Below are 22,899 nucleotides of genomic sequence, written 5' to 3'. Positions count from 1 at the left end.
AGAGCTCTCCTGTTAGCGGGCGCCGGCGGCGACGATCTTGAGCGGTTCGGGGCGAGACGGTTCGGAAGCGGTCGTGCTGACGCCGCCGTGCAGCGGACGCCCGGTGGCGCGTTCGAACGCGGCTTGCAGTCTGGCCTGCGCGGTATGCACGCCGGCGGCGCGGCGCTCCGGATCGCTGTCGCGGCGGTCGAATTCGATCGCGACGGTTTCGGCGATCCGGCCGGGATCGGACGCCATCACCACGGCGCGATCGGCCATCGCCACCGCTTCGGGGATGTCGTGGGTGACGATCACCAGCGTGATTTTCATGTCTTCGGCGATGCGGCGAACGTCGCGCTGCAACGCGCGGCGCGTGACGGCGTCGAGCGCGGAGAACGGCTCGTCGAGCAACAGTACGTCGGGGTTGACGGCGAGCGATCGCGCCAGCGCGACGCGCTGTTGCTGACCGCCCGACAGCTCCTGCGCGTTACGGCCCGCATAGCCGTCGAGTTCGACCAGGTGCAGCAATTCGTCGACCCGCGCGGCGATCTCTTTTTTCGGACGACCGGCGAATTTCATGCCGAGTCCGACGTTCTGCGCCACGCTCATCCATGGATACAGATTCGGCTGCTGGAACATCACGATCCAGTTCGGCGACGGGCCTTCGACCAGCGCGCCGTCGATCCGGATCTCGCCGGAGGTCGGTTTGGTCAGGCCGGAGATGATGTGCAGCAGGGTCGACTTGCCGCAGCCGGAGCGGCCGACCAGCGCGATCTGCTCGCACGGCCTGATCTCCAGATCGATGCTGCTGAGCACATTGCTGGTGGAGCGGCGGTAGCGGTGGCTTATTCCCTGAATCGCGATGTGCGCCCCGGGCCACGACTTCTTCGACTGATATGCCGGCATGCGGGCCGCTTCTCCTCATATCGTGCTGATGGGGAAGGGACGGCACCGGCCAGCCATGGCGGCCGGTGCCGGGGCTCGATTACTCCGCCGCCATCAGCGGCTGAGCCGCGTAGGGCAGGCCCTGTTCGATCGGCAGCGACGGATCGCGCGACCATTCGTTCCAGGAGCCGAAATACAGGCTGACGTCCTTGATGCCGGCTTCCTTCAGCGCCACCAGCGTGTTGGAGGCGCGGGCGCCCTTGAAGCAGTACAGAACCACGGGCGTATCCGGCGTGATGCCGACGGTGGCGCATTCGGCGAGGATCTCGCTCGGCGACTTGAACATCGGACCGGCCGGCGACGGCTTCATCATGCGGTACCACTCGATCCACACCGCGCCGGGGATGCGGCCTTTGCGCGGGCAGAAATCCTTGCCGTAGGGCGAGGAGCTTTCGCCGACCCATTCGTCGACGTCGCGGGTGTCGAGCTTGACCTTGCTGGAATCGCCGACCGCCGCCTTCATGCCTTCGAGGTCGACCAGGATCGATGCGGCCGCCGGATCGACCTTGAAGGTCTTCGGCATCGGCGCCGGCACCTCTGTGGTGGTCGGCAGCCCGGCGGCGACCCAGGCGCTGGTGCCGCCGTGCAGGATCTTCACCTTCGGATAGCCGAGATAGCTCAACAGCACGTAGCCGCGGCAGGACTGGCCGAAGCCGGTGTTCATCGACTGCTCCGCGATCACCGCGGTCTCTTCGCCGGACAGGCCTGCGGCGCCGAAGATCGCCGCGAACTTGTCGCGCATCTCGGCGACGCCTTCGGGTGTCGAGGTGGCCAGATAGGTGAAGATGTCGTGGATGTTGACGGCGCCGGGAATGTGCCCGGCCGCGTAGGTGGCCGGATCGCGGGTGTCGATCACCACGGTGCCGCCGGCGGTGATCATCTCAGAGAGTTCGGCAGGCGTGACGAGAACTTTGTCGGTCATGGGTCGCTCCAGTGCTCGTTGTTGTTGCAAGACGGTTGGTCCGGCGTATCGCCCAGGGCGGTTCCCTGGGGCCGAGCTTATGAAGGGCGACCGCGACGGATCGCGGCCGCGTTGTTCGTCGTTGCGGCTAATGCGCCATGTCCGCGAGCATCTTGCGGAGCTGCTTGGTGGCCGGGGTGACGATGGCGACGAAGTAAGCCTCGCGCAGCCGCCGCTGTGCGGTGGCGCCGGCCACATAGCCGCGGGCGCCACAATGCAGCATCGCCGCATGAGCCGCCGCGACCGAGGCGTCGCCGGCGGCGAGCCGTGCCTCGATCACCGCACGCCAATAGCCGAGGTCGTCCTCGAACGGCGTGGCGGCGAGGCGGGCGACCTCGACCTCCATCGCTTCGAGCTGTTCGGCGATCGGCTCGGGCTGCACGTCGAGATATTTGTTGACGTGGCCGAGCGGTCCCTTGGTCTGCTCGATCAGCCGCAGGCAGTCGCGGATCAGGCCGAACGCCATGCCGGCCTGCAGCAGGATGAAGCCGGCGCGAATCCGCTTGATGAACGGATCGACCGGATCGGCCAGCACCCAGGCGTCGGGCACGACCACGTCGCGCATCTGCACCGCGAAGGTGCGGGTGCCGTCGAGCGCAGTAAACTTCGCGTTGTCGGCGAGGTTCACGCCTTCGGCGTTGCAGGGAATCACCGCCATCACGTTGCGGGTGCTGCCGCCGTCCTCGACCTCGAAGATCGCGCCGAAGTAATGATCGGCGCCGAGATTGGAGACGTAGGGCAACAGGCCCTTGACGACGTAGCCGCCGTCGCCGCGGCGGCCTTTCAGCCGCATCGGCTCGATTCCGAACAGCGACTTCATCGGGTTCGACAGCGCGGTGCCGCCGAGCGCCGCACCGGTTGCGATCTGCGGGCCGACGCTGGTCCGCAGATGCTGATTGTCGGACGCATAGATGTACCAACCCAGCGCGTCCTGGCACCACATGCAGAACGACGTCGACAGGCAGTGCTCGCCGGCCGCCGCCATCGCGTTGATCGCGGTCATCAGATCGACGTTCGGGCTCATCCCCGGCAGATGGTGCGCGTAGGCGCCGAGGCGCCCGAAGGCCCGCATCTGAGCTTCCGGATAGTGGCCGTCGACATCGATCGTATTGACCAGCGAAGGCAGTTCACGCGCCGCCAGCGCACGGACCGCCTCGACGACTTCGGCGCCGGGAAGCACCGTGCCGTCGCCTTTGCTCACTGACTGGACATCCAACATCGTTGTTCTCGTCCGTTCTGAAGGGGCTGGTCGGTCAGGCCATCGCGACGTCGAGATTGACCGGGCGGGAGAAGGTGTTGGCCACCGGCGACCACAGCCGCGCATGCGCGACCAACGCTTCCAGCTCTTCACGCGGCCGGTCGGCTTCGAAGCTCACCTTGGCGCGCACGTCGGTGAAGCCGACCGGCTTCTCCGACAGGTCGCCGGTGCCCCAGACGCCGGTGATGTTGAGGTCGCCTTCGAGCTCGATCTCGAGCTTGTAGACGGTGATGCCGCGGGCCACCGCGTTGGCGTGGATGCCGACGGCGAGGCAGGAGCCGAGCGCGGCGAGCGAGGCCTCGGACGGGTTCGGGGCGGTGTCATCGCCGAGCAGGCCCGGCGGCTCGTCGACGATGTAGGGCGGCAGCGTGCGGATGAAGTTGAGGTGGCGGAAGCGGCCCTCGGCGACGGTCTTGCACTTCAGCGTCTTGATCACCGTCGGGTCAGCCTTGCCCTTGGCGATCAGATCGTCGAGGCCGGCCTTGTCGATCGGCGCGAGGCAGCCGGTCAGTGCGGTCGGGCTGTCGGGGGTCAGGCAGGCGGTCACGGCGGTGGCGGCTTTTGTCATGGGATCTCCTCTGGCTGCCATTCGGTCGGCAGCGCTTTTGGCTACAGACCGTTCTGTATCAGCACGAAGTGTGCCAGAGTTCTGCATTGCAAAAAGCCGAGCAGATTCAACATCGGCGCCTCGCGCGCCGAGTGCTAGTTTCTTAGGCGTGGCGCAGATGCGATCATGTCGCGCGGCATTTGCCTCCTTCGGCGGCAAACCCGAGGCTGTGAACAGACCATTCGGTTTCCTCGATTGCGGATTTCCGAACGCCGCGGTATGTGCCGAAGCATGGCAGACGCTGCGAACCTCGTGATCGAACATCCCGCCGAGGCGAAGCTGTCGCCGCGCGACCGGCTGATCGACAGCGCCCGCAACCTGTTCTGCCGCTACGGCATCAACTCGGTCGGCGTCGATGCCATCATCGAACAGGCCGGTACCGCCAAGACCACGCTGTACAAGCTGTTCGGCTCCAAGGACGGTCTGGTCGAAGCCGTGCTGGAGCGCGAAGGCCAGAGCTGGCGGAGCTGGTTTCTGGAATCGATCGACGGCCCGGGCGGCACCGCGCGCGAGCGGCTGGGACGGATCGGTCCGGCGCTGAAGGATTGGTTCACCCGCGGCGACTTCTACGGCTGCCCGTTCATCAACGCGGTCGGCGAGTCCGACAAGAACGACGACCGGATGCGCAATCTGGCGATCGCCCACAAGACCATCGTACTCGATCGTCTCACCGCGCTGTGCGCCGAAGCCGGCATCGAGCATCCGACCGAGGTCGCCCATACCCTCGGCCTGGTTATCGACGGCGCGATCGTGATGGCGCTGGTGACGCGCGATCCGTCCGCGGCCGATGTCGCCGGCCGCGCCTGTGCGGCGGTTCTGCCGGCCTGACCGATCAGCGGCCGAGGAGCTCCTTCGCCACTTTCCTCACGAAAAACTGCGACGACGCGATGGTGAGATGGCTACCATCGAACGTCACCGGCGTGCCGTCGCCGGGCACGGCGAGCAGACAGCCCCGATCGTTGCAATAGACCGGTGTCGGGGAAATGAACTCGACGCCTTGCTCGGTGAAGAACCCGCGCAACCGCTCGTTGGCGTCCGCTTCCGAGCGGTCCAATCGCGGCGCGCCGTCTCGTGTGGGAATCTCGGCCGCGGTGATCAGGCCGGCGGCCTCGGCGCGGTAGGCCTGAGCGAGAATGCGCTTCGGCGGCGTTCGCCAGCTCGGAAACTTGCCGACTACCACGATACGTCGGATGCCAATGCTGCGCAGTTCGGCGAGGGTTGCCTTGATCATGGTGTCGATCGCCGCGGGATCACGGTCGGGACCGTCGTAATCGTGCCACTGCCGGGCCACCAGGACGACGGTGTCCGGTTTCAGCGCCTTCAGGCGTTCGCGCGCATTGTCGTTGGCGGCCGTGCAGCCCGGCGTCTGCGTGCTGACGTAACCGAAGATCGGTGGGCAGCCCGCGGTGGTGTATTGCGAAAGGCTGAAGCCGCCATCGCTTTGCTGCACGGCGCGCAAGCCGGGATACAGATGCGCCCCGTGCGAATCGCCCCACAGCGCGACCCGCGGGACACCGGGCGATGGGGCGTCGTTGCACTCGCGCGCGAAGCTCGACCCGGAGCCAAGGAAGCAGCTCCCGAGCCGAAACGCCGGCATCGCCTCGGCCTGGTGATCGCGGGTGACGATCTGCACGCCGGCGCTGAACCGCGACGGCACGCCGCCGGCGACGAAAATGCCGGCGCCGATCAGGCCGACCACGGCGACGCCGGCAAAGGCAGCGGCGGTCTTGGCGCGGGTCGGCCGATAGCGAATCTTCGGTTCGACGAACCGATAGGTGAGATCGGCCAGTGCGAATGCCACCAGCACCGCGATCAGCTTCATCAGCGGCGGCGGTTCCTCGCCGAGCCGAGCGATCCGGATCGCGGCCAGCACCGGCCAGTGCCACAGATACAGCGGGTAGCTGATCAGCCCGACATAGACCATCGCCCGGTTGCCGAGCAGCCGACGCGCCGTCCAGGTGCCGGGTCCGGCGGCGATCAGCAGCGCGGCGCCGAGCACCGGCAGCACCGCCCACCAGCCCGGGAACGCACGGCTGCGATCGATCAGCGCCGCACCGGCTGCGATCAGCGCGATGCCGGCGACGGCGCCGACGTTGCGCAGCGTGGTGGCGTGCCGCGCGAACATCGTGCGCAGCGGAGCATTTCCGCGCCGCGCAGGATCGGCCGCAACGATCGCCAGCAGGCAGCCGGTCATCAGCTCCCAGAATCGTGTCACCGGCAGATAGAACGCGGCGGACGGTTGCGTCGGCGTCAGCAGCAGATTGGTCGCGAACGATGCCAGCAGGATCGCGACCGCAACCACCACCGCGCCGTTCTTCCAGCGCCATGCCAGGATGATCACCGGCGGCCATAGCAGGTAGAACTGCTCCTCGACGCCGAGCGACCACAGATGCAGCAGCGGGTTCAGCTCGGAGGAGGTGTCGAAGTAGCCGGAATCGTGCAGCAGCGCGATGTTGGCCAGGAACGCGGCGCCGAACCCGATCGCCTTGCCGGCATCGCGATAGTCGACCGGAAACAGCAGAAACCAGCCGCCGATCGCGCAGGCCGCCAGCACCAATGCCAGCGCCGGAAAGATCCGGTTGATGCGGCGGGCATAGAAAGTTGCGAAGCTGAAGTCGCCGCGGTCCAGTGCCTGGCAGACGATCGAGGTGATCAGGAAGCCCGAGATCACGAAGAACACGTCGACGCCGATGAAGCCGCCGGTGACCGCCGCCGGAAAGGCGTGGAACCCGACCACCAGCAGCACCGCGATCGCGCGCAGGCCATCGATATCGCTGCGATAGACAGGTCTCATGGGAAATCGTCGTCCTGGTAGGAACAAGGTCGATCTGGACGCTGCGGGCTCCGTCAACGCGCAAAGGACGCAAGCAGCGCGTCATCGCGAAGCCGCCCGGTGCTGTCAAGTTATGGAGGTGCGCCTCTGCAAGCCGATCGCAGATCGCGCCTCGGCCTCGCCTGTGCGTTGCTCCCCGCTGGGCCCCGGGCTAACACTCTCTGGTTCCAGTCAGGACAACGCCATGCAGATTCAACGTCACCGCATCGAACTCGCCACCACCGCTCCGATCCAGCTCATCGACATCACCGATCAGGTCCGTCGCTTCGTCGCCGGCAGCGGCGTCAAGGAAGGTCTGGTCACGGTGAGCTGTCTGCACACCACCGCGCGGATCAACGTCAACGAGCGCGAGGAAAAGCTCGAGCGCGACATGCTGACGTTTCTCAAGCGCTTCGCGCCGCGCGACGGCGACTATCTGCACAATCTCGATCCGGTCGATGGCCGCGACAACGCGCATTCGCATCTGATCGGTCTGTTCATGAATTCGTCGGAGACGATCCCGATCGCGCACGGCTCGATGGTGCTCGGGGAGTGGCAGTCGGTGTTCTTCATCGAACTCGACGGTCCGCGCCAGCGCCGCGGCGTCGAACTGCAGATCATCGGGCAGGGCTGACGCGATGACGCCGGACGATATCGCGGGCTTCTATGCCCGCCGCAGCGAGCTCAATCTCGACGATTACATCGAGCTGGATTTCGATTTCGAATGCGCCGGAGATCCGCGCGAGGCCGCGGCGCATCTGTGCAGTGAGCAGTCGACCGCGCAGTGGCGCCGGGTTGGTTTCGACGAGGACTTCCGCCCGCGCTTCGCCGCCAAGGTGCTGGAGCTGTCGGCCGAGCCGCGCTCCTCGGGCTTCAGCACGCCGGTCGAATGTGCGGCGCGCGGCGAGGTGCACGCCTGCCGCGTCACCATCGCGCATCCGCACGGAAATTTCGGCGCCAAGATTCCGACGCTGCTGTCGGCGGTGTGCGGCGAGGGCGTGTTCTTCTCGCCCGGCATTCCGCTGATCCGGCTGCAGGACATTCGGTTTCCCGACGCCTATCTGGCTGCGTTCGACGGTCCGCGCTTCGGCATCGCCGGCCTGCGCGAGCGGCTGCAGGCGTTCGATCGCCCGATCTTCTTCGGCGTGATCAAGCCGAACATCGGGCTGCCACCGCAGCCGTTCGCCGAGCTCGGCTATCAGAGCTGGAGCGGTGGTCTCGACATCGCCAAGGACGACGAGATGCTGGCGGATGTCGAGTGGTGCCCGCTCGCCGAGCGCGCCGCGCTGCTCGGCGACGCTTGCCGGCGCGCGTCGGCGGAAACCGGCGTGCCGAAAATCTATCTGGCCAATATCACGGACGAGGTCGATCGGCTGACCGAGCTGCACGACGTCGCGGTCGCCAACGGCGCCGGCGCGCTGCTGGTCAATGCAATGCCGGTGGGCCTGTCCGCGGTGCGGATGCTGCGCAAGCACGCCACCGTGCCGCTGATGGCGCATTTCCCGTTCATCGCGGCGTTCAGCCGTCTGGCGAACTACGGCATCCACTCGCGGGTGATGACGCGGCTGCAGCGGCTCGCCGGTTTCGACGTCGTGATAATGCCCGGCTTCGGTCCGCGGATGATGACGCCGGAGCATGAGGTGCTCGACTGCATCCGCGCCTGCCTGGAGCCGATGGGGCCGATCAAGCCATGCCTGCCGGTGCCGGGCGGTAGCGACTCGGCGGCGACGCTGGAGAATGTCTATCGCAAGGTCGGCAGCGCCGATTTCGGCTTTGTGCCCGGCCGCGGGGTGTTCGGCCACCCGATGGGCCCGGCCGCGGGGGCCGCGTCGATCCGGCAGGCCTGGGACGCAATTGCCGCCGGCATCCCGGTCGCCGATCACGCGGCCGGCCATCCGGAGCTGGCGGCGGCGCTGCAGGCGTTCGGCGGGCGCTGACCGGCACCTGCCGCGGTGTGTCGGCGCCTCAGCGCGGCAGTTCGGTGAAGGTGACGATCACGGCGCTGCGCCGTCCCTGGCTCGGCGCACCGTCGCGGTGGATCCCGGCGGGATCGTAGATCGCAGCGTTGCCTTCACGGCTGGTCACCGCGACCTGGCTCTCGGCGATCGCCGCGGTGAAATTGCTGTCGGCGACCAGATCGGCTCCGAACGTCGCCTTGCGCTGCAGTCCGGCCGGCAGGGCGTAGAAGGTCTCGCGCGCGGCCGGCAGTGTCGACGACAGCCCGCACAGATCGTTGGCGCGGCGGATCATCGCATCCCAGAACCGGCGACCGGCGCGGTTGCTGCCCGCCACATAGGTCAGCGGTCCGTTCGCGGCACCGGTCTCGCCGAGATACACCACCATCTTGAGCACGTTGTAGCCGCTGTCGACCTTGAAGCCGTCGCACGGCGAAGCGTCGACGCTGACATCGGCGAACGGGCTCGACAGCGCGCCTCCGGATGCCTCGGTCACTTCGGCGGCGATCCGGCCGATGCCGACAGGGCGTTTCAGATAGCCGCTGGCTGCCTCGGTGACGCCGGCGTCGGCGGCCACCTGATTGAACCATCTGTACAGGTCGGGGGCGGCAGCCGGGTCGATCACCACCCGGGTCGAGTCCGGATCGCCGGGAATCGCGACACGATGTTCCAGCGTCTTGAAGGCGGCATCGAGCTGATTGCGCAGCTCGACGATCTTGTCGGACCCGAGCTGGACGGCGGCGAAGCCGTCGCGGGAGAGCGGTGCGAACACCGCCGAGCCGCGCTCGGTCTTCGGGGCGTAGGCCGAGCCGGCGCTGAAGCGGCCGAGCCGCTGCAACATGATCAGCCGCAGATAGGTCGGCAGGCTGCGCAACACCGCGGCGAAGCGATTGCCGGTCTCGGCGGGCGGCGGCAGATGTTCGGCGTCGATCATTCGCTGCGCGGTGGTCAGGAAGAATCCGTAACCGAAAATCGTGATCGCTTTCAGTCGCGCGCCGAGCATCGGCATCGACATCACGCGCCCATAGGCCGGGTGGGCGTCGTAGTCGATCATCGGCAGGTGATCGAACGGATAGGATTTCGTTTCGGATTGCATGACCAGCCCCTCTGAAGGCATCACCGATATCACGGAAGCAAGATTTGAATATGGCGGCGGTGCGCGAGTCGGGCGAGTTGGCAATCCGGCCAACACGCACCGCAGGCGCGCTCAACGAAACGGCCGCCTCGGGATCCGAAGCGGCCGTGAGATCGCGAACGGTACGGCGAAGATCAGATCCAGGCGAAGTTCGCGGCCGGACGCGCGGTGCGATTGAGCAGCGCGCGCATCAGGCAGCGCTCGATCTGCACCGATGAGATCGTCGCGGCGTCCGCCCCGACGAGAGCGACCGCATCGCTGCGTTCGGCGAACACGCGGCCGCTGGCGACCACCGCCAGCGCCGGATTGCGCGACGCGGCGCGCAGTTTGCGGATCGTCTCAGCGACCCGCGGCAGCCAATGCTCGCGGCGCAGCGACGGCGACAGCGAGATATTGACGGCGTCGAACCAGCCGCTGGCGACCAGATCCGCCAGCGCGCGATCGCTGTCGGGGAACTCGCTCACGGTATTCCAGCCGGCCTGACGCAGCAGCTCGGCATGCAGCGCCGCGCAGAACGAGTGCGGCTCGCCGGGCTGCGACACCAGCAGCACGCTGCGCGGCTGCGAGCGCGCGAGCGGGGCCGACAGCAGATCGAAGCTGATCCGGCGCATCGCAGTTTGCAGGTGGCAGAGCCCGATGGTGACTTCGAATTCGCTGCAGGCGTCTTCGCTCCACAGATTGCCGAGGCTGCGGGCGGTCGGTTCGAACAGGCCGGTGAACAAAGCGGTGGGCGACGCCGCCCGCGCCAGCGATTTGTCGATCAGGTCGAACGCGTCGGCAAGGTTCGGCGCGATCAGCAGCCGGGCGAGTTCCGCAGCCCGGATCTCCGCCGGATCCTGCGCGATGCGCGTCCGGGCGGTGGTGTGCTTGACGACGAGATGCGGAATAACAGTCGAGACAATGCTTTCGGTTTGCACGGCACGCACTCGATCTGGTTGCCCTCGAACATAATGACAGCGTGTTGAACGAGTGCGACGGGACCATGGCCGCTGCCGAGGGGAAAGCAGGGAGTGGATCGCCTCGCGCGACCATTGGCTCACCGGAAACCGGCAGCGCCGTTGCCGCGGTGCGAAGGGAGCCCGGAAACGGGGACTCGTCTTTGCTCTGGATCAAAACGGTGCGTCCGCATCGTCGCCGCAGCGCGGCACTGGCGGCCGATCGCGGACCAATCGCGCCAGCGGCATACGGTCGCGGCAGCCGGCGCGCCGGCCTGCGTGGGCCGTCCCGGCATCACCGCCGTTCGCCCGCGGGACCGACGACGACATCCGAGCTCTCGCGATCGACAAACAGCGAAGCTGCGCGGTTCGGGGCTGTTAGTCCGAGGCCGCCCCCGACCGAACAGGCGGTATCGGCGGACGCCATGCTGGTCCCTGAATTAGTAAACGAACACCGCCGGTTGCGGCTCGTCATCAAAGGACTGAAGCGGGCTTACTCCATTGTCGTAGAGCAAGCGCCGGGCCTGACTTCTCTATATGTTTACAGCCGCGCGAATCGGAGCAAAACTGATTCCAAGGATCGTGATTTGCTGAGCAACTACCTGTTTAATCAAAGAGTTAGACGGCTAATTGGCTCGACGTGATTCGCGATTCTCTAGAACGAGTGTCTGGTTACCAGTCGCTCGTTCACTGTTCCAGCGTGAGGCGTTTTCTTAAGCGTGGCCGAGGCAGGTCCACGCCGGAGTTAGCAAATCGTTAACGTTAATAAGTAAAGCGTTGTTCACGCTGTTCACCTTAGGGGGCAAGCCGCCCCTAATTGAAGAAAGCTGGAGAACTACCATGCAATTCGATCTGTCCAACCGGAACCTAGCCCAGAAGATCTCGATCCTCGTCTTGGGAATTACGCTGTTCGCTTCGGTCGCCATCGGTGGCGTCGGCGAAATGGTCTTGCACAAGGTGACCGATAGCCACGCCAAGCAGTCGGCGCGCGTCGCGTCGCTGGACCGTCTGGTCGGCCAAGGAGGGGCGACGCTGTCGCCGGTCCGTGCCGCCGACGGCAGCATCGTCGGCATGCTGGTGATGCAGCAGGATTCCGGACCCGTGGTGATGCCCGCCTCGTTCGAAGGTCAGGGTCTGGTCGTGCAGGCTTCCGAGACCGTGGTGACGTCCACTCCCGATTACGGCGTCGGCGCCGCTCGCACCATGCTGCTGCTCGCCGGCATCGCCGTGTTCGCGGTGGTCGGTCTGGTCGGCACCCGGATTTCTCGCGGCCTGCTGGCGCCGCTCGGCGAACTGGAAAAGGACGTGGAACGTCTCGCCTCCGGCGACACCAGCGTTCGTATCCACGCGCTGAGCCGCTCGGATGAAATCGGCCGGATCGCACGGTCGATCGCCAAGATCCAGCAGTCGCTGATCGAACTGGCGAAGCTGAAGAGCCATCGCGTACTCGACGGCACCAACGGCATTCTGGCCAATCTCAAGGAAATGTGGATGGATCTGAAGGGGGCGGTCAGTAATGCCCGCGAGATGCTGTTCACGGATGGACGGACGGTCAGCGAGACGCTGTCGAGGTCTTGGAGCAACTGGCTCCACAACGGCCTGGGCGTTCCGAAGCGCGCCTGATCGGCGCCTCGTTCCGCGACCCTGAACGCGCCTCCCGGAGTCATTGAAGGCGCGACGATCGAGACCACGCGTTGAGATCACGACATCGAGGCTCACCCAGGCGGGTGAGCCGGTCACACCAAAAGCCCGCGCATCGTCGCGGGCTTTTCTATTCCGGGCGGGTGAGCCGCTGTCCCGTCGTCTTGGTGTTTCGCTGCCCTGCTCGTTCGCCGAGCGTTGCGGCGCAGGCCGGGCGACCTGGTGCGGCCGATCCCCAATCAGCGGCAACTGATCCCTCCTCATCCCGGCTCGTCCCGGAGACCTCCGTCTCTGAGCCTGAATGGCCTTGAATGTGGATGCCGGCGACGGGCGTGGCCCGACCAGGAGAAGGCCGCGGCCGCTGCGATCGACGCCGCCCCATCAGCCAGTGTGGAGTGCCACCGGAAGCCCGCGGCGTTCGCGGGTAAGCTCGGTTCAGCGCATCATCAATCGACAGCGCGATGACGCATCGGCAAGCCGCGCGAGGCCGGACTGACGGGTGGCGAATCAAGAAGAAAGTGTGGTGCCGCAAGAGGGATTCGAACCCCCGACCCCGTCATTACGAATGACGTGCTCTACCAGCTGAGCTATTGCGGCGACCGCGGGCGCGCTCACGAAGCGACCCGAAAACGTCGGCTTCTGATATCGGGCGGCGGCCCGATTGGCAAGAACCTGAGAGCCGAACCGGCGGCCGGAACGTCCGCCGATCCCGTGTTTGGTAATTCCGAAATCTTGCGTTCCGGTTCAGCGGGGCGGCCGGTAGCCGCGCCAGCCGCTGCCCTGCCCGGCCGGCGCCGGCGTGCGTTCGGTGAACTCTTCGGGCGCGGCGTCGTCGTCGACGCCGGGATCGTCCGGAGCCCGCACGATCGGGATCACCGGGGCGGCTTCCTTGCGGCGGTGGAACAGCGGCGACGACGACGAAGCAGGCGCAGCCATCGTTTCGGCCGGAGCTTCGGCCGCCTTGGCGGGCTTGTCGGGCTTGGCCGGCTCTTCCGCCGCTACGGTCGGTTCCTTCGGTGTCACGATCGGCGCTTCGGGAGCCGCCTCGACCGTCACCGTCACTGCCTCCGACGTCTCGCTGGCGGGCAACGCCTCGGTCGTGGCGGAAGCGATCAGCGCGTCGTGGAACTTATCGTCGATCACCACCGCCTTGCTCGACGGCAGCGCCGACACCGGCACCTGCCACTGGAAGGCGTCGAGCCGGCCGGTGACCGGCGACACCGGCCGCCAGTGATCGGATACGTAGCCGTCGGCGGTCCACACCGGATCGTGCAGCGCGCGCACCGCGCGCAGCGTCCAGGCCCGTGCCTTGGCGGTGTCGCCGCGATCGCCATGTTCGATCTCGGCCATCAGCATCGCCACCCGCTGGGTCGGCATTTCCAGATACGGCTCGAGCGCGGCGCGGGCACGGCCGAAAGAGCCGGCGTCGATCGCGGCGCGGGCGATCGCCACCGCACTTTCGAGCTGCTGCGGTCCCTTGCCGACCAGGTTCTCGACCCGGCCGAGCCGCGCGGTCGCGGTGTCGCCCGGCTTGAGGTTGGCGTAGGTCGACGCCAGCTCGGGATGCGGCTGCGCCTGCCAGGCGGCCTCGATCACCTTCATGGCGCGGCGGACCTGATGTGCTCCGGCCAGATGCTTCGCCGCCAGCACTGCGGCCGGCACCAGGGTCGGCGCCAGCTTGTTGGCTTCCAGCGCGCTGTCGCGGGCGAGGCTCTCGTCGCTTTCTTCCAGATCGATCGCCCGCGCAGTCAGCAATACCGCGCGCTGCCGGCGGAACGCCTTCTTGTCGATCAGGCCGGCCGACAGATTGCGTTCGAGAATCTCCAGCGCGCCGGTCCAGTCCGATCTGGCGCAGCGGAAGCCGAGCACGGCCTGCGAGGCCCAGGCACAGTTCGGCTGCAGCCGCAGCGCCTCTTCGGCGATCGCCAGCGCCGCATATGGATCGTCGGCGCGCTGCGCTTCGATATACAGCCCGCGCATGCCGAGCGACTTGGTGTCCTTGCGGGAGGCCATCGCCAGGAAGGCGCGGCGTGCGCCTTCGCGATCGCCTTCGAGCTGCGCCGACTGCGCCTGCAGCAGCAGCGCCAGCGGATCGTGCGGCGCGTGCCGTCGCGCCGCATTGGCGTGAGCGCGGGCGGCGGCGCTGTCGCCATGGCCGACCGCGAGCAGGCCCTGAGTAATGGCGTTGCGGGCGCGCTCGCTGCGCCGCGAGCTGCGGCCGCGCTTCATCCAGCCGGGTGCCCGCACCGCCCCGAGGACGATCGCCCAGGCCAGCATTACGGCAACCACGCCGGCGCCGAGCGCCGCCGCGAACACCGGCAGCGTCATCGACGCCCGCCAGTCGTTCCAGGACAGCACCACCTCGCCGGGCTGTTCGGCCACCCAGGCAGCGCCCGCCGCCGCGAGCGCGATGATCACGAGAAACAGGACGATGCGCAGCATGGGCAGACCTATGGCGACGGTTTTTGCAGCGCCCCGAGCGCTGCGGTGGCGAATTGATGCGACGCGGCGAGGGCTTGGTCGCGCGCCTCGGCCTTGTCGATCCAGGATTGAACAGGAGCCCGGTCACCCGGCGCAAGCGCTTTCAGCTCCTTCAGCGCCGCGGCGATATCGCCCTGCTTGCCGGCTGCGGTCAGACGGCCGACGATCGCGGTGCGATCGATGCCTTCGACCGCGTCGGAGCGCTGGATCTTGACCAGCCGCTCGGCATTGGCCTGGAACCGGTCGAGGAAATTGGCATTCGCGCTGGTCTTGTCGGGCAGCAGCTTCGGCAGCAGATCGACGAGCTCGTGGCCGAGCGCGTGGGCGCTCGGGACGCCGGTGGCGGCGAACCGATCGAGCGGTTTCAGCGCTGCGGCATCGGGCGCCAGCGGGGTGGCGGCCTTCAGCAACGGCTGGAACGGTTGGCCCTGGGTGACGGCGAGGTCGAGCAAGGTGGCGGCGACCGCGCGGCGCAACGCGCTGTCCTCGGCGGGTGCCGGCTTCGGCGCCGGTTTCTCAGCCTCGGCTTTGGCGGCGGTCTCCAGGGCGCCGAGCCGCCGATCGATCGCGGCGAGTGCCGCGGTGGTCTGCTCCAGCGCGGCCGCGTTGTCGGGACCGGCGGCCGTGCCGGGCTTGGTGTCGTCGCTGCCCGCGCCGTTGGCCGGCAGCGTCTTCAGGTCTTTCACCGTCGCGGCGAGCTGATCGGCCTGGCCGCGCAGCGCCGTCAGATCGTCCCGCAGCGAAGCCACGGTCTTTTCCAGCGCGTCGATCGGGCCGGCGTCGGCGGGATCCGCCGCGGTTGGTGTACCGGCTGCTGGCTTCGGTTGGGCTTCGAGATTGGTGATCCGGATCGCCAGCGCTTCCAGCGCTGCGCTGTCGCCCGGCGTCGTGGCCGTTGCGCCGCCAGCCGCGGGAGCGGCTTCGAGCTTGGCGATCCGGGCGTTCAGCGCATCGAGTGCCGCAGGATCGGTCTGCGGAGCGCTGACGCTGGTCGACGACAGGAACTGCGGCAGCAGGCCCAACTGGGCGGCGCCGACGACGAGGCCGGTGGCAATCGCGATCGTCAGAACCGGCGGCAGCATCAGCGACGCGATGCTGCTCCGCGGCGGCGTTGAGCTTTGAGAAGTTGCCGACGCATCGGCCGTGGCGGTGGTGGTGGCGAATTCCGGCTCCGGCAGCCCGGCGGCCTGTTCGGCCTGCTCGCGCTGGTCGGCAGCGATATCGAACGCCTGCTCCGGTCCGCGTGCCGGCTCGGCGTCGGGTGTCGTTTCCGCCGGCGCATCCGCCTCGGTCCCGGGAGCCGCAGCGCTCGTCTCCTCGCCCGCGGGTTTGGAATGCCCGGCCGGTTCCGCAGCCTGTTCGTGTTCGGGCCTGTTCTCGACCATCCTTGGATTTTCCTCGTCGTTACCTGTCGGCGCCGGCGGTCCGGCGCCGCATCAATTCACTTTGGCCGGGCCGAGTGCCCGATCCAGCGCTTCGAGCAGCGCCTTTTCGTCCGGCTTGCGCGCCACCATCACCTGGTTGGCGCCGGCCTCGCGCACCACCTCGGAGACCGCCTCCGACAGGCAGCATTGCGCAATCGCCAGCGCCGAGATCTCGATGCCGGAGGTCCGCGTCGCGTCGATGAACGCCCGCGCGCTGCGCCGCGAATAGTGCAGCACCGCTTCGATCCGGTTGGCCGCGAAGGCCTCGCACACCTCCGCCGGCAGGGTCGGCACCGGCGCCATCCTGTAGGCGGTCTGCATCACCACCTCGAAGCCATCTTCGCGCAATTCGCCGGCGAGATCCCGCGACAGATCGGCGCCCGCCAGATACAGCAACGCGCCGGCCCGCTTGTCTGTCCCGCGCAGGCTGTCGCCGATCTTGATCCTGAGTCGGGCGGCGTCGCCATCGGCCACGATGATGTCGTTGAAACCGGCGTCCTGCGCCTTGCGGGCGGTGTGCTTGCCGACCGCGAACAACGGCAGCCCCAGAAGACGCGCCAGCACCGGCTGGTCCTCCAGTGCACGCAGCGCGTTGGCGCTGGTGACGATCACCCCGGTGTAGCGTGCGTCGGGATCGTCGGGGAACGGCACCGGCTCGAACCGCAGCATCGGCGCCAGCAACACGTCGTAGCCCTTCGCGCGCAGCGCCTTTGCGGTCGCGTCGCCGTCGGGTTGCGGGCGGGTGACGAGCAAAGCCACGCGTTACGTCCTCGCCTGTCGATTGATCAAAATGAATCCGAAGTAGCCCGGCCGCATGACCCTGAGCCGGCTGATCCTGGGCTGCGTGATAACCGGCCGCGTCCCAGCTCCCCGCATCGGTGCTCCCACGCAATCTGCCGGGGCCGCAGGGCGCCAAGGGGATGATTGCATTCCAAGACCCCGCAATGCTACGCGAGGCAAGGAGAACGCCGGTTCGGGCGCAAACGCAAGGGCTCAATTTGACTAGTGAACAAGCCTTGCTGGTGCTGGGGATCGAGACCACCTGCGATGAAACCGCAGCCGCCGTGGTCGAGCGCCGTGCCGACGGCAGCGGCAGGCTTCTCTCCAATATTGTGCGCTCCCAGACCGACGAACATGCGCCGTTTGGGGGCGTCGTACCGGAGATCGCCGCGCGCGCCCATGTCGATGTGCTGGATGGCATCATTGCGGCGGCGATGAACGAAGCCGGCGTGGCGTTCGCCGGGCTGTCCGGCGTCGCCGCGGCCGCGGGGCCGGGACTGATCGGCGGCGTCATCGTCGGGCTGACCACCGCCAAGGCGATCGCGCTGGTGCACGGCACCCCGCTGATCGCAGTCAATCACCTCGAAGCCCATGCGCTGACGCCGCGGCTGACCGATGCGGTCGAGTTTCCATATTGCCTGTTCCTCGCCTCCGGCGGCCACACCCAGATCGTCGCGGTGCTCGGTGTCGGTAACTACGTCCGGCTGGGGACCACGGTCGACGACGCGGTCGGCGAGGCGTTCGACAAGATCGCCAAGATGCTCGGCCTGCCATACCCCGGCGGCCCGCAGGTCGAACGTGCGGCCGAAGCCGGCGATCCCAACCGGTTCGCGTTCCCCCGCCCGATGCTGGGGCGGCAGGACGCCAACTTCTCGCTGTCCGGTCTGAAGACCGCGGTGCGCAACGAGGCCGGCAAGCTGACGCCGCTCGATCCGCAGGACATCGCCGATCTGTGCGCCGGCTTTCAGGCCGCGGTGCTGGACTCGGTGGCCGACCGGCTAGGCGCCGGCTTGCGGCTGTTCAAGGAGCGGTTCGGCCCGCCGAAGGCGTTGGTCGCGGCCGGCGGCGTCGCCGCCAATCAGGCGATCCGGCGGATGCTGCGCGAGGTCGCCGCGAAAGCGCAGACCACGCTGATCGTGCCGCCGCCGGCGCTGTGCACCGACAACGGCGCGATGATCGCCTGGGCCGGCGCCGAACGGCTCGCGCTCGGCCTCACCGACCCGATGGATACCGCGCCGCGCGCGCGCTGGCTGCTCGACGCTGGCGCCACCGCGCCGGCCAAATTTGCCAACACGCGCGCCGGCTTCTAAGGCCGGGCTCAAGTCGGTCGCTTGGATGATGTTGCGATGAGTTCGTTGAAATCGATTGCGGTGCTCGGCGGCGGCGCCTGGGGCACCGCGCTGGCGCAGACAGCCGCCCGCGCGGGCCGAAACGTGATGCTGTGGGAGCATGATGCCGGCAATGCCGAGCATCTGATCGCGGCGCGCGAGAGCCGGTTTCTGCCCGGCGTGCGGCTGGAGCCGTCGATCCAGGTGACGCGCGACCTCGCCGAGGCGGCGCGCGCCGACGCGCTGTTGCTGGTGGTGCCGGCACAGGTGCTGCGTCAAGTCGTGACCTCGCTGCAGCCGCTGATCGCGCCGAAGACGCCGCTGGTCGCCTGCGCCAAGGGCATCGAGCACGGCACCCACCGGTTCATGACCGAGATCATCGCCGAAGCGGCCCCGGCCGCGATCCCGGCGATCCTGTCGGGGCCGAGCTTTGCGGCGGACGTTGCGCGCGGCCTGCCGACCGCGGTGACGATCGCCGCCACCGATGCGGCCTGCGCGCAGGCGCTGGCGCAGGCGATGAATTCCGGCAGCTTCCGTCCTTATCATTCGACCGACGTGCGCGGCGTCGAACTCGGCGGCGCTACCAAGAATGTGCTGGCGATCGCCGCCGGCATCGTCGAGGGCCGCCAGCTTGGCGCGTCCGCGCTGGCGGCGATGACGACGCGCGGCTTCGTCGAACTGGTGCGATTCGGCAAGGCCTATGGGGCGCGAATCGAAACCATGCATGGCCTGTCGGGACTCGGCGATCTGACGATGTGCTGCTCGACGCCGCAGTCGCGCAATTTCTCATTCGGCATGGCGCTCGGCCGCGGCGAGCAGATCGAGACCGCCGCGCATGGCAAGCTCGCCGAAGGCTACTACACCGCGCCGGTGCTGCTGGAGATGGCGCAGGCCAAGGACATCGACATGCCGATCTCGACCGCGGTGGCGGCGGTGCTCAGCGGCAAGCTCAGCGTCGATGCCGCGATCGAAGGGCTGCTGACGCGGCCTCTCAAGGCGGAGGAATAGACGTGGCGTACTGGCTGGTGAAATCCGAACCGTCGGTGTGGTCGTGGGATCAGCAGGTCGCCAAGGGCGCCGCCGGCGAAGCCTGGACCGGCGTGCGCAATCACTCCGCCAAGCTCCATATGGTGGCGATGCGGCGCGGCGACCGCGCGTTCTACTATCACTCCAACGAGGGCAAGGAGATCGTCGGCATCGCCGAGATCATCCGCGAGGCCTATCCGGATCCGACCGATGCCAGCGGCAAGTTCGTCTGCGTCGACATCAAGGCCGACAAGCCGCTGAAAACCCCGGTGACGCTCGCCGCCGTCAAGGCCGAACCCCGCCTTGCCGAGATGGCGCTGCTGAAGTACTCGCGGCTTTCGGTGCAGCCGGTGACGGCCGAGGAATGGAAACTGGTCTGCAAGATGGGCGGGCTTTAGGGGACGGACAGCAGGACAGATCATGGTTCGAGACGCCCGGCTCCGCCGGGGTCCTCACCATGAGGGCCTTGCCTGGAGCCTAGGCACCTCATCCTGAGGAGCGGCCATTTGGCTGTGTCTCGAAGGATGAGGATGGTGATCGCTTTACATCTGTCCACCGCTCGCCCATCACCGCGCGATGAGCACCTCCGCCATTACCGATCCCGTCGCCTTCATCCATGCCAACACGCGGCTCCGCGCCGTGCCGCTGGTGCCGGAGGTGATGCTGCATGTCGCCGACGAGGCGCTGCCGCTGTGGAGCAAGACCGAAGAAGAGCTCGGCGAAGCCGGGTTGCCGCCGCCGTTCTGGGCGTTCGCCTGGGCAGGCGGACAGGCGCTGGCGCGCTACGTGCTGGATCATCCGCAGGACGTCGCCGGCAAGGACGTGATTGATCTCGCCTCCGGCTCGGGGCTGGTGGCGATCGCGGCGATGAAGGCCGGCGCGCGCAAGGTCACCGCGTTCGATATCGATGGTTTTGCCCGCGAGGCGATCCTGGTCAATGCCGCGGCCAATGGCGTCGCGATCGAGGTCTGCGACCATGATCTGCTCGCCGGGCCGCATCCGCTGCCGGCGCAGGCCGTGCTCGCCGGCGATATCTTCTATCAGCAGGACATCGCCGGGCTTGCGTTTGCGTTTCTGAAAAGCCGGGTGGCGCTAGGCGCGCGGGTGCTGATCGGCGATCCCGGCCGTTACTATCTGCCGAAGGACCAGCTCGTGCAGCTCGCGACTTATGGCGTGCCGGTGACGCGCGAACTGGAAGATTCCGAAATCAAACACACCGGGGTTTGGACGCTGAAGTAATTGGCGTCGCTATACGGTCAGCCGCGTGCCGTCGTGTCCGGTGATCCGCAAGCTCTGCACGTCGCCCGGCGTCGCGCCTGAAATCGCGACCGGGAGGAAGTGTTCGGTGCGGCCCTGCGTCGGGCTCTCGATCAGCACCGCGCGGGAGGCGCCGGTCTCCGCATCCAGCCGCCGCTGCAGCGCTGCATCGCCGGCTGCGCGCAGCCGGGCGGCGCGGGCGCGGATCACGCGGCCATCGAGCTGCGGCATCCGCGCCGCCGGCGTGCCGGGCCGCGGCGAATACGGAAACACATGCAGAAACGTCAGGCCGCACTCCTCGACGAGGTCGAGCGAGCGCTGAAACATCTCGTCGGTCTCGGTCGGGAAGCCGGCGATCAGATCGGCGCCGAGCGCGATGTCCGGCCGCAGTCGCCGTGTCTCGGCGCAGAACGCAATCGCATCGGCGCGGGCGTGCCGGCGCTTCATCCGTTTGAGGATCAGATCGTCGCCGGCCTGCAGTGACAGGTGCAGATGCGGCATCAGCCGCGGCTCGGTGGCGATCGCATCGATCAGGTCGCGATCGGCCTCGACCTGATCGATCGACGAGATCCGCAGCCGCTGCAGCTCCGGCACATGCCGTAACACTTTCTTAACCAGGGTGCCGAGCTTCGGCGTGCCCGGCAGGTCGGCGCCGTAGCTGGTGAGGTCGACCCCGGTCAGCACGATCTCGGCGTGGCCGCGCTCGGCCAATCGCCGCACCTGCTCGACCACTGCGCCGACCGGTACCGAGCGGGAATTCCCGCGGCCGTACGGGATGATGCAGAACGTGCAGCGATGGTCGCAGCCGTTCTGCACCTGCACGAACACCCGCGGCAGGCCGCTCTGGTAGCCGTCCAGCAGATGCGGCGCCATTTCGCGCACCGCCATGATGTCGGCGACCGCGATCTTCTGTTCGCTGTCGAGCCCGAAGCTCGGGCCTGCGTCGAGCGCGCCCTTGGCGGCGTGCCAGGCGTGGCTGCGGGTCTTGTCGTCGTTACCGATGACGCGGTCGACCTCTTGCATCGCCGCGAACGTCGCCGGCTCGGTCTGGGCCGCGCAGCCGGTGACGATGATCAGGGCCTCGGGGCGCGCGCGTTTCAGCTTGCGGATCTGCTGCCGCGCCTGGGCCACCGCCTCGTTGGTTACCGCGCAACTGTTGACCACGATGGTGTCAGCGAGGCCGGCGCCTTCCGCCTCGCGCCGGATCAGCTCGGACTCGAACGCGTTGAGGCGGCAGCCGAAGGTGACGACCTCGACGGCCATCAGGCGCCAGTCGGGTCGAGCGCGCCGGTGAACAGCGCCGGATCGAACCGGCCTTCGAACTCGAATTCGGCGCCGCCGGTCATCAGCACGTGGTTGTCGCTCTCGCGCCACTCGATGGTGAGCCGGCCGCCCGGCAACGTCATGTCGACCGTCCGTTCGGTGCGCTTCAGCCGCGCCGCCGCGACCGCGGTCGCGCAGGCGGCCGAGCCGCACGCCTTGGTCAGCCCTGCTCCGCGCTCCCAGGTCCGCATCGTGATGTGCTGACGATCGACGATATGGGCGAGCGTGATGTTGGCGCGCTCCGGGAAGATCGGATGGTTCTCGAGCAATGGTCCGAACCGGCCGAGATCGTAGGCGTTCACATCGTCGACCCAGAAGATCGCGTGCGGGTTGCCCATGCTGACGACCGACGGCGTGTGCAGCACCGGCGCGTCGATCGGACCGATCTGCAATTCGATCATCCGGGTGTCGCGGAATTCCTCGGCGAGCGGAATATCCTGCCAGCCGAACTTCGGCTCGCCCATATCGACGGTGTAGAAGCCATCGGCCGGGCCGCGCCAGCAATTGAGCAGGCCGGCGCGGGTCTCGAACGTCAGGCCGTTCTGGTCGCTGCCGGCGAACATCTGGCGCGCGACGCAGCGCATGCCGTTGCCGCAGGCGCCGGATTCGGAACCGTCATTGTTGTAGATCCGGACGAAGGCTTCGGTGCCGGGCAGCCGGGCCGGCTGCAGCAGCATCAGTTGGTCGTAGGGCACGTGCGCCGCCACCGCCCGCGCATCGGCCGGCGTCACCGGCGCCGGCTGGTCGCGCAAATCGACCACCACGATCTCGTTGCCGATGCCGTTCATCTTGGCGAACAGGCGGTTGTCCAGCGCGCTCATGCTCTCGTCCTCGCCGCGCCTATATGGCGAACCCCGCTCGGTTTGGCCAGTCTGCCGCCCACGCCGGCGCACGGCCACAGGGAAGCCACACCGCCATCGCATGGCTCGCCGGGACGGGACGAAATCCCGGATCGGATGTTATGAGAGGCCGCTCGACTCGGTGACTCGCGCGAAGTCCGATGCTGCGCCACGCGGGAAGGTCGGGCGAGGTTCGCGCTGGCCTTGGGAGAG

At 67.7% G+C, this 22,899-nt stretch carries 20 protein-coding genes and 1 tRNA gene; 8 read left to right on the top strand and 13 right to left on the bottom strand.

The window, feature by feature from the left end:
• Positions 1-12 precede the first annotated feature (12 nt).
• The 4 genes from FLL57_RS21000 to FLL57_RS20985 form a co-directional block, all read right to left on the bottom strand.
• On the bottom strand, positions 13-885 hold the full coding sequence (locus FLL57_RS21000; protein ID WP_142883928.1) for an ABC transporter ATP-binding protein: 873 nt from the start codon (positions 883-885) through the stop codon (positions 13-15).
• Between the two features lie 79 nt (positions 886-964).
• Positions 965-1,846, bottom strand: a complete 882-nt coding sequence (locus tag FLL57_RS20995) for a sulfurtransferase (protein ID WP_047309995.1) — start codon at positions 1,844-1,846, stop codon at positions 965-967.
• A 127-nt stretch (positions 1,847-1,973) separates the two neighbouring features.
• Positions 1,974-3,104 (bottom strand): acyl-CoA dehydrogenase family protein, encoded by a 1,131-nt coding sequence (locus FLL57_RS20990; RefSeq protein ID WP_142883927.1) that lies wholly within the window; start codon positions 3,102-3,104, stop codon positions 1,974-1,976.
• A 34-nt stretch (positions 3,105-3,138) separates the two neighbouring features.
• Positions 3,139-3,711 carry an OsmC family protein gene (locus tag FLL57_RS20985; protein WP_114360451.1) on the bottom strand — a complete coding sequence of 191 codons (573 nt, stop codon included), beginning with the start codon at positions 3,709-3,711 and terminating at the stop codon, positions 3,139-3,141.
• 270 nt (positions 3,712-3,981) lie between these two features.
• On the opposite strand from FLL57_RS20985, the gene FLL57_RS20980 reads away from it, so the two are divergent.
• Positions 3,982-4,578, top strand: a complete 597-nt coding sequence (locus FLL57_RS20980) for a TetR/AcrR family transcriptional regulator (RefSeq protein ID WP_041806948.1) — start codon at positions 3,982-3,984, stop codon at positions 4,576-4,578.
• Positions 4,579-4,582: 4 nt separating this feature from the next.
• Here FLL57_RS20980 and FLL57_RS20975 read toward each other — a convergent pair whose 3' ends face one another.
• Positions 4,583-6,544 carry an acyltransferase family protein gene (locus FLL57_RS20975; protein WP_142883926.1) on the bottom strand — a complete coding sequence of 654 codons (1,962 nt, stop codon included), beginning with the start codon at positions 6,542-6,544 and terminating at the stop codon, positions 4,583-4,585.
• 223 nt (positions 6,545-6,767) lie between these two features.
• On the opposite strand from FLL57_RS20975, the gene FLL57_RS20970 reads away from it, so the two are divergent.
• Both FLL57_RS20970 and FLL57_RS20965 read left to right on the top strand, forming a co-directional pair.
• Positions 6,768-7,196: a secondary thiamine-phosphate synthase enzyme YjbQ gene (locus FLL57_RS20970; RefSeq protein ID WP_013500211.1), complete on the top strand. Its 429-nt coding sequence runs from the start codon at positions 6,768-6,770 to the stop codon at positions 7,194-7,196.
• A 4-nt stretch (positions 7,197-7,200) separates the two neighbouring features.
• The gene (locus FLL57_RS20965) at positions 7,201-8,499 is read left to right on the top strand and encodes a RuBisCO large subunit C-terminal-like domain-containing protein (RefSeq protein WP_142883925.1); all 1,299 of its coding nucleotides are present in this window, start codon (positions 7,201-7,203) and stop codon (positions 8,497-8,499) included.
• 28 nt (positions 8,500-8,527) lie between these two features.
• Here the strand turns inward: FLL57_RS20965 and FLL57_RS20960 are convergent, their stop codons facing one another.
• Both FLL57_RS20960 and FLL57_RS20955 read right to left on the bottom strand, forming a co-directional pair.
• The gene (locus FLL57_RS20960; RefSeq protein ID WP_142883924.1) at positions 8,528-9,613 is read right to left on the bottom strand and encodes a hypothetical protein; all 1,086 of its coding nucleotides are present in this window, start codon (positions 9,611-9,613) and stop codon (positions 8,528-8,530) included.
• Positions 9,614-9,786: 173 nt separating this feature from the next.
• Positions 9,787-10,569, bottom strand: a complete 783-nt coding sequence (locus tag FLL57_RS20955) for a cobalamin B12-binding domain-containing protein (protein ID WP_234713417.1) — start codon at positions 10,567-10,569, stop codon at positions 9,787-9,789.
• 858 nt (positions 10,570-11,427) lie between these two features.
• Here FLL57_RS20955 and FLL57_RS20950 point away from each other — a divergent pair.
• Positions 11,428-12,210, top strand: coding sequence for a HAMP domain-containing protein (locus FLL57_RS20950; RefSeq protein ID WP_013500215.1), 783 nt, complete (start codon positions 11,428-11,430; stop codon positions 12,208-12,210).
• A gap of 539 nt (positions 12,211-12,749) precedes the next feature.
• On the opposite strand, the gene FLL57_RS20945 is transcribed toward FLL57_RS20950, so the two are convergent.
• From FLL57_RS20945 to FLL57_RS20930, 4 genes are all read right to left on the bottom strand, one after another.
• Positions 12,750-12,825: transfer RNA gene (locus FLL57_RS20945), tRNA-Thr, on the bottom strand.
• A 147-nt stretch (positions 12,826-12,972) separates the two neighbouring features.
• Positions 12,973-14,670 (bottom strand): heme biosynthesis protein HemY, encoded by a 1,698-nt coding sequence (locus tag FLL57_RS20940; RefSeq protein ID WP_142883923.1) that lies wholly within the window; start codon positions 14,668-14,670, stop codon positions 12,973-12,975.
• 8 nt (positions 14,671-14,678) lie between these two features.
• Positions 14,679-16,094 carry a COG4223 family protein gene (locus FLL57_RS20935; protein ID WP_142883922.1) on the bottom strand — a complete coding sequence of 472 codons (1,416 nt, stop codon included), beginning with the start codon at positions 16,092-16,094 and terminating at the stop codon, positions 14,679-14,681.
• Positions 16,095-16,145: 51 nt separating this feature from the next.
• Positions 16,146-16,892: a uroporphyrinogen-III synthase gene (locus tag FLL57_RS20930; RefSeq protein ID WP_142883921.1), complete on the bottom strand. Its 747-nt coding sequence runs from the start codon at positions 16,890-16,892 to the stop codon at positions 16,146-16,148.
• 257 nt (positions 16,893-17,149) lie between these two features.
• Here FLL57_RS20930 and tsaD point away from each other — a divergent pair, with 257 nt between their 5' ends.
• From tsaD to FLL57_RS20910, 4 genes are all read left to right on the top strand, one after another.
• Positions 17,150-18,223, top strand: a complete 1,074-nt coding sequence (gene tsaD, locus FLL57_RS20925) for a tRNA (adenosine(37)-N6)-threonylcarbamoyltransferase complex transferase subunit TsaD (protein ID WP_041806951.1) — start codon at positions 17,150-17,152, stop codon at positions 18,221-18,223.
• A gap of 36 nt (positions 18,224-18,259) precedes the next feature.
• Positions 18,260-19,249 carry an NAD(P)H-dependent glycerol-3-phosphate dehydrogenase gene (locus tag FLL57_RS20920; protein ID WP_142883920.1) on the top strand — a complete coding sequence of 330 codons (990 nt, stop codon included), beginning with the start codon at positions 18,260-18,262 and terminating at the stop codon, positions 19,247-19,249.
• Positions 19,250-19,251: 2 nt separating this feature from the next.
• Positions 19,252-19,665, top strand: a complete 414-nt coding sequence (locus tag FLL57_RS20915; RefSeq protein WP_013500221.1) for an EVE domain-containing protein — start codon at positions 19,252-19,254, stop codon at positions 19,663-19,665.
• A gap of 178 nt (positions 19,666-19,843) precedes the next feature.
• Positions 19,844-20,506, top strand: coding sequence for a class I SAM-dependent methyltransferase (locus tag FLL57_RS20910; protein WP_142883919.1), 663 nt, complete (start codon positions 19,844-19,846; stop codon positions 20,504-20,506).
• Positions 20,507-20,515: 9 nt separating this feature from the next.
• Here the strand turns inward: FLL57_RS20910 and mtaB are convergent, their stop codons facing one another.
• Both mtaB and dapF read right to left on the bottom strand, forming a co-directional pair.
• Positions 20,516-21,787, bottom strand: coding sequence for a tRNA (N(6)-L-threonylcarbamoyladenosine(37)-C(2))-methylthiotransferase MtaB (mtaB, locus tag FLL57_RS20905; protein WP_142883918.1), 1,272 nt, complete (start codon positions 21,785-21,787; stop codon positions 20,516-20,518).
• Positions 21,787-22,668, bottom strand: a complete 882-nt coding sequence (gene dapF, locus FLL57_RS20900) for a diaminopimelate epimerase (protein ID WP_142883917.1) — start codon at positions 22,666-22,668, stop codon at positions 21,787-21,789. The genes mtaB and dapF overlap by 1 nt, the downstream gene beginning before the upstream one ends.
• Positions 22,669-22,899 lie beyond the last annotated feature (231 nt).

Origin of the sequence: Rhodopseudomonas palustris (assembly GCF_007005445.1) — a bacterium.
GTDB classification, from domain to species: domain Bacteria; phylum Pseudomonadota; class Alphaproteobacteria; order Rhizobiales; family Xanthobacteraceae; genus Rhodopseudomonas; species Rhodopseudomonas palustris_G.
This window is presented reverse-complemented; position numbering and strand designations above follow the sequence as displayed.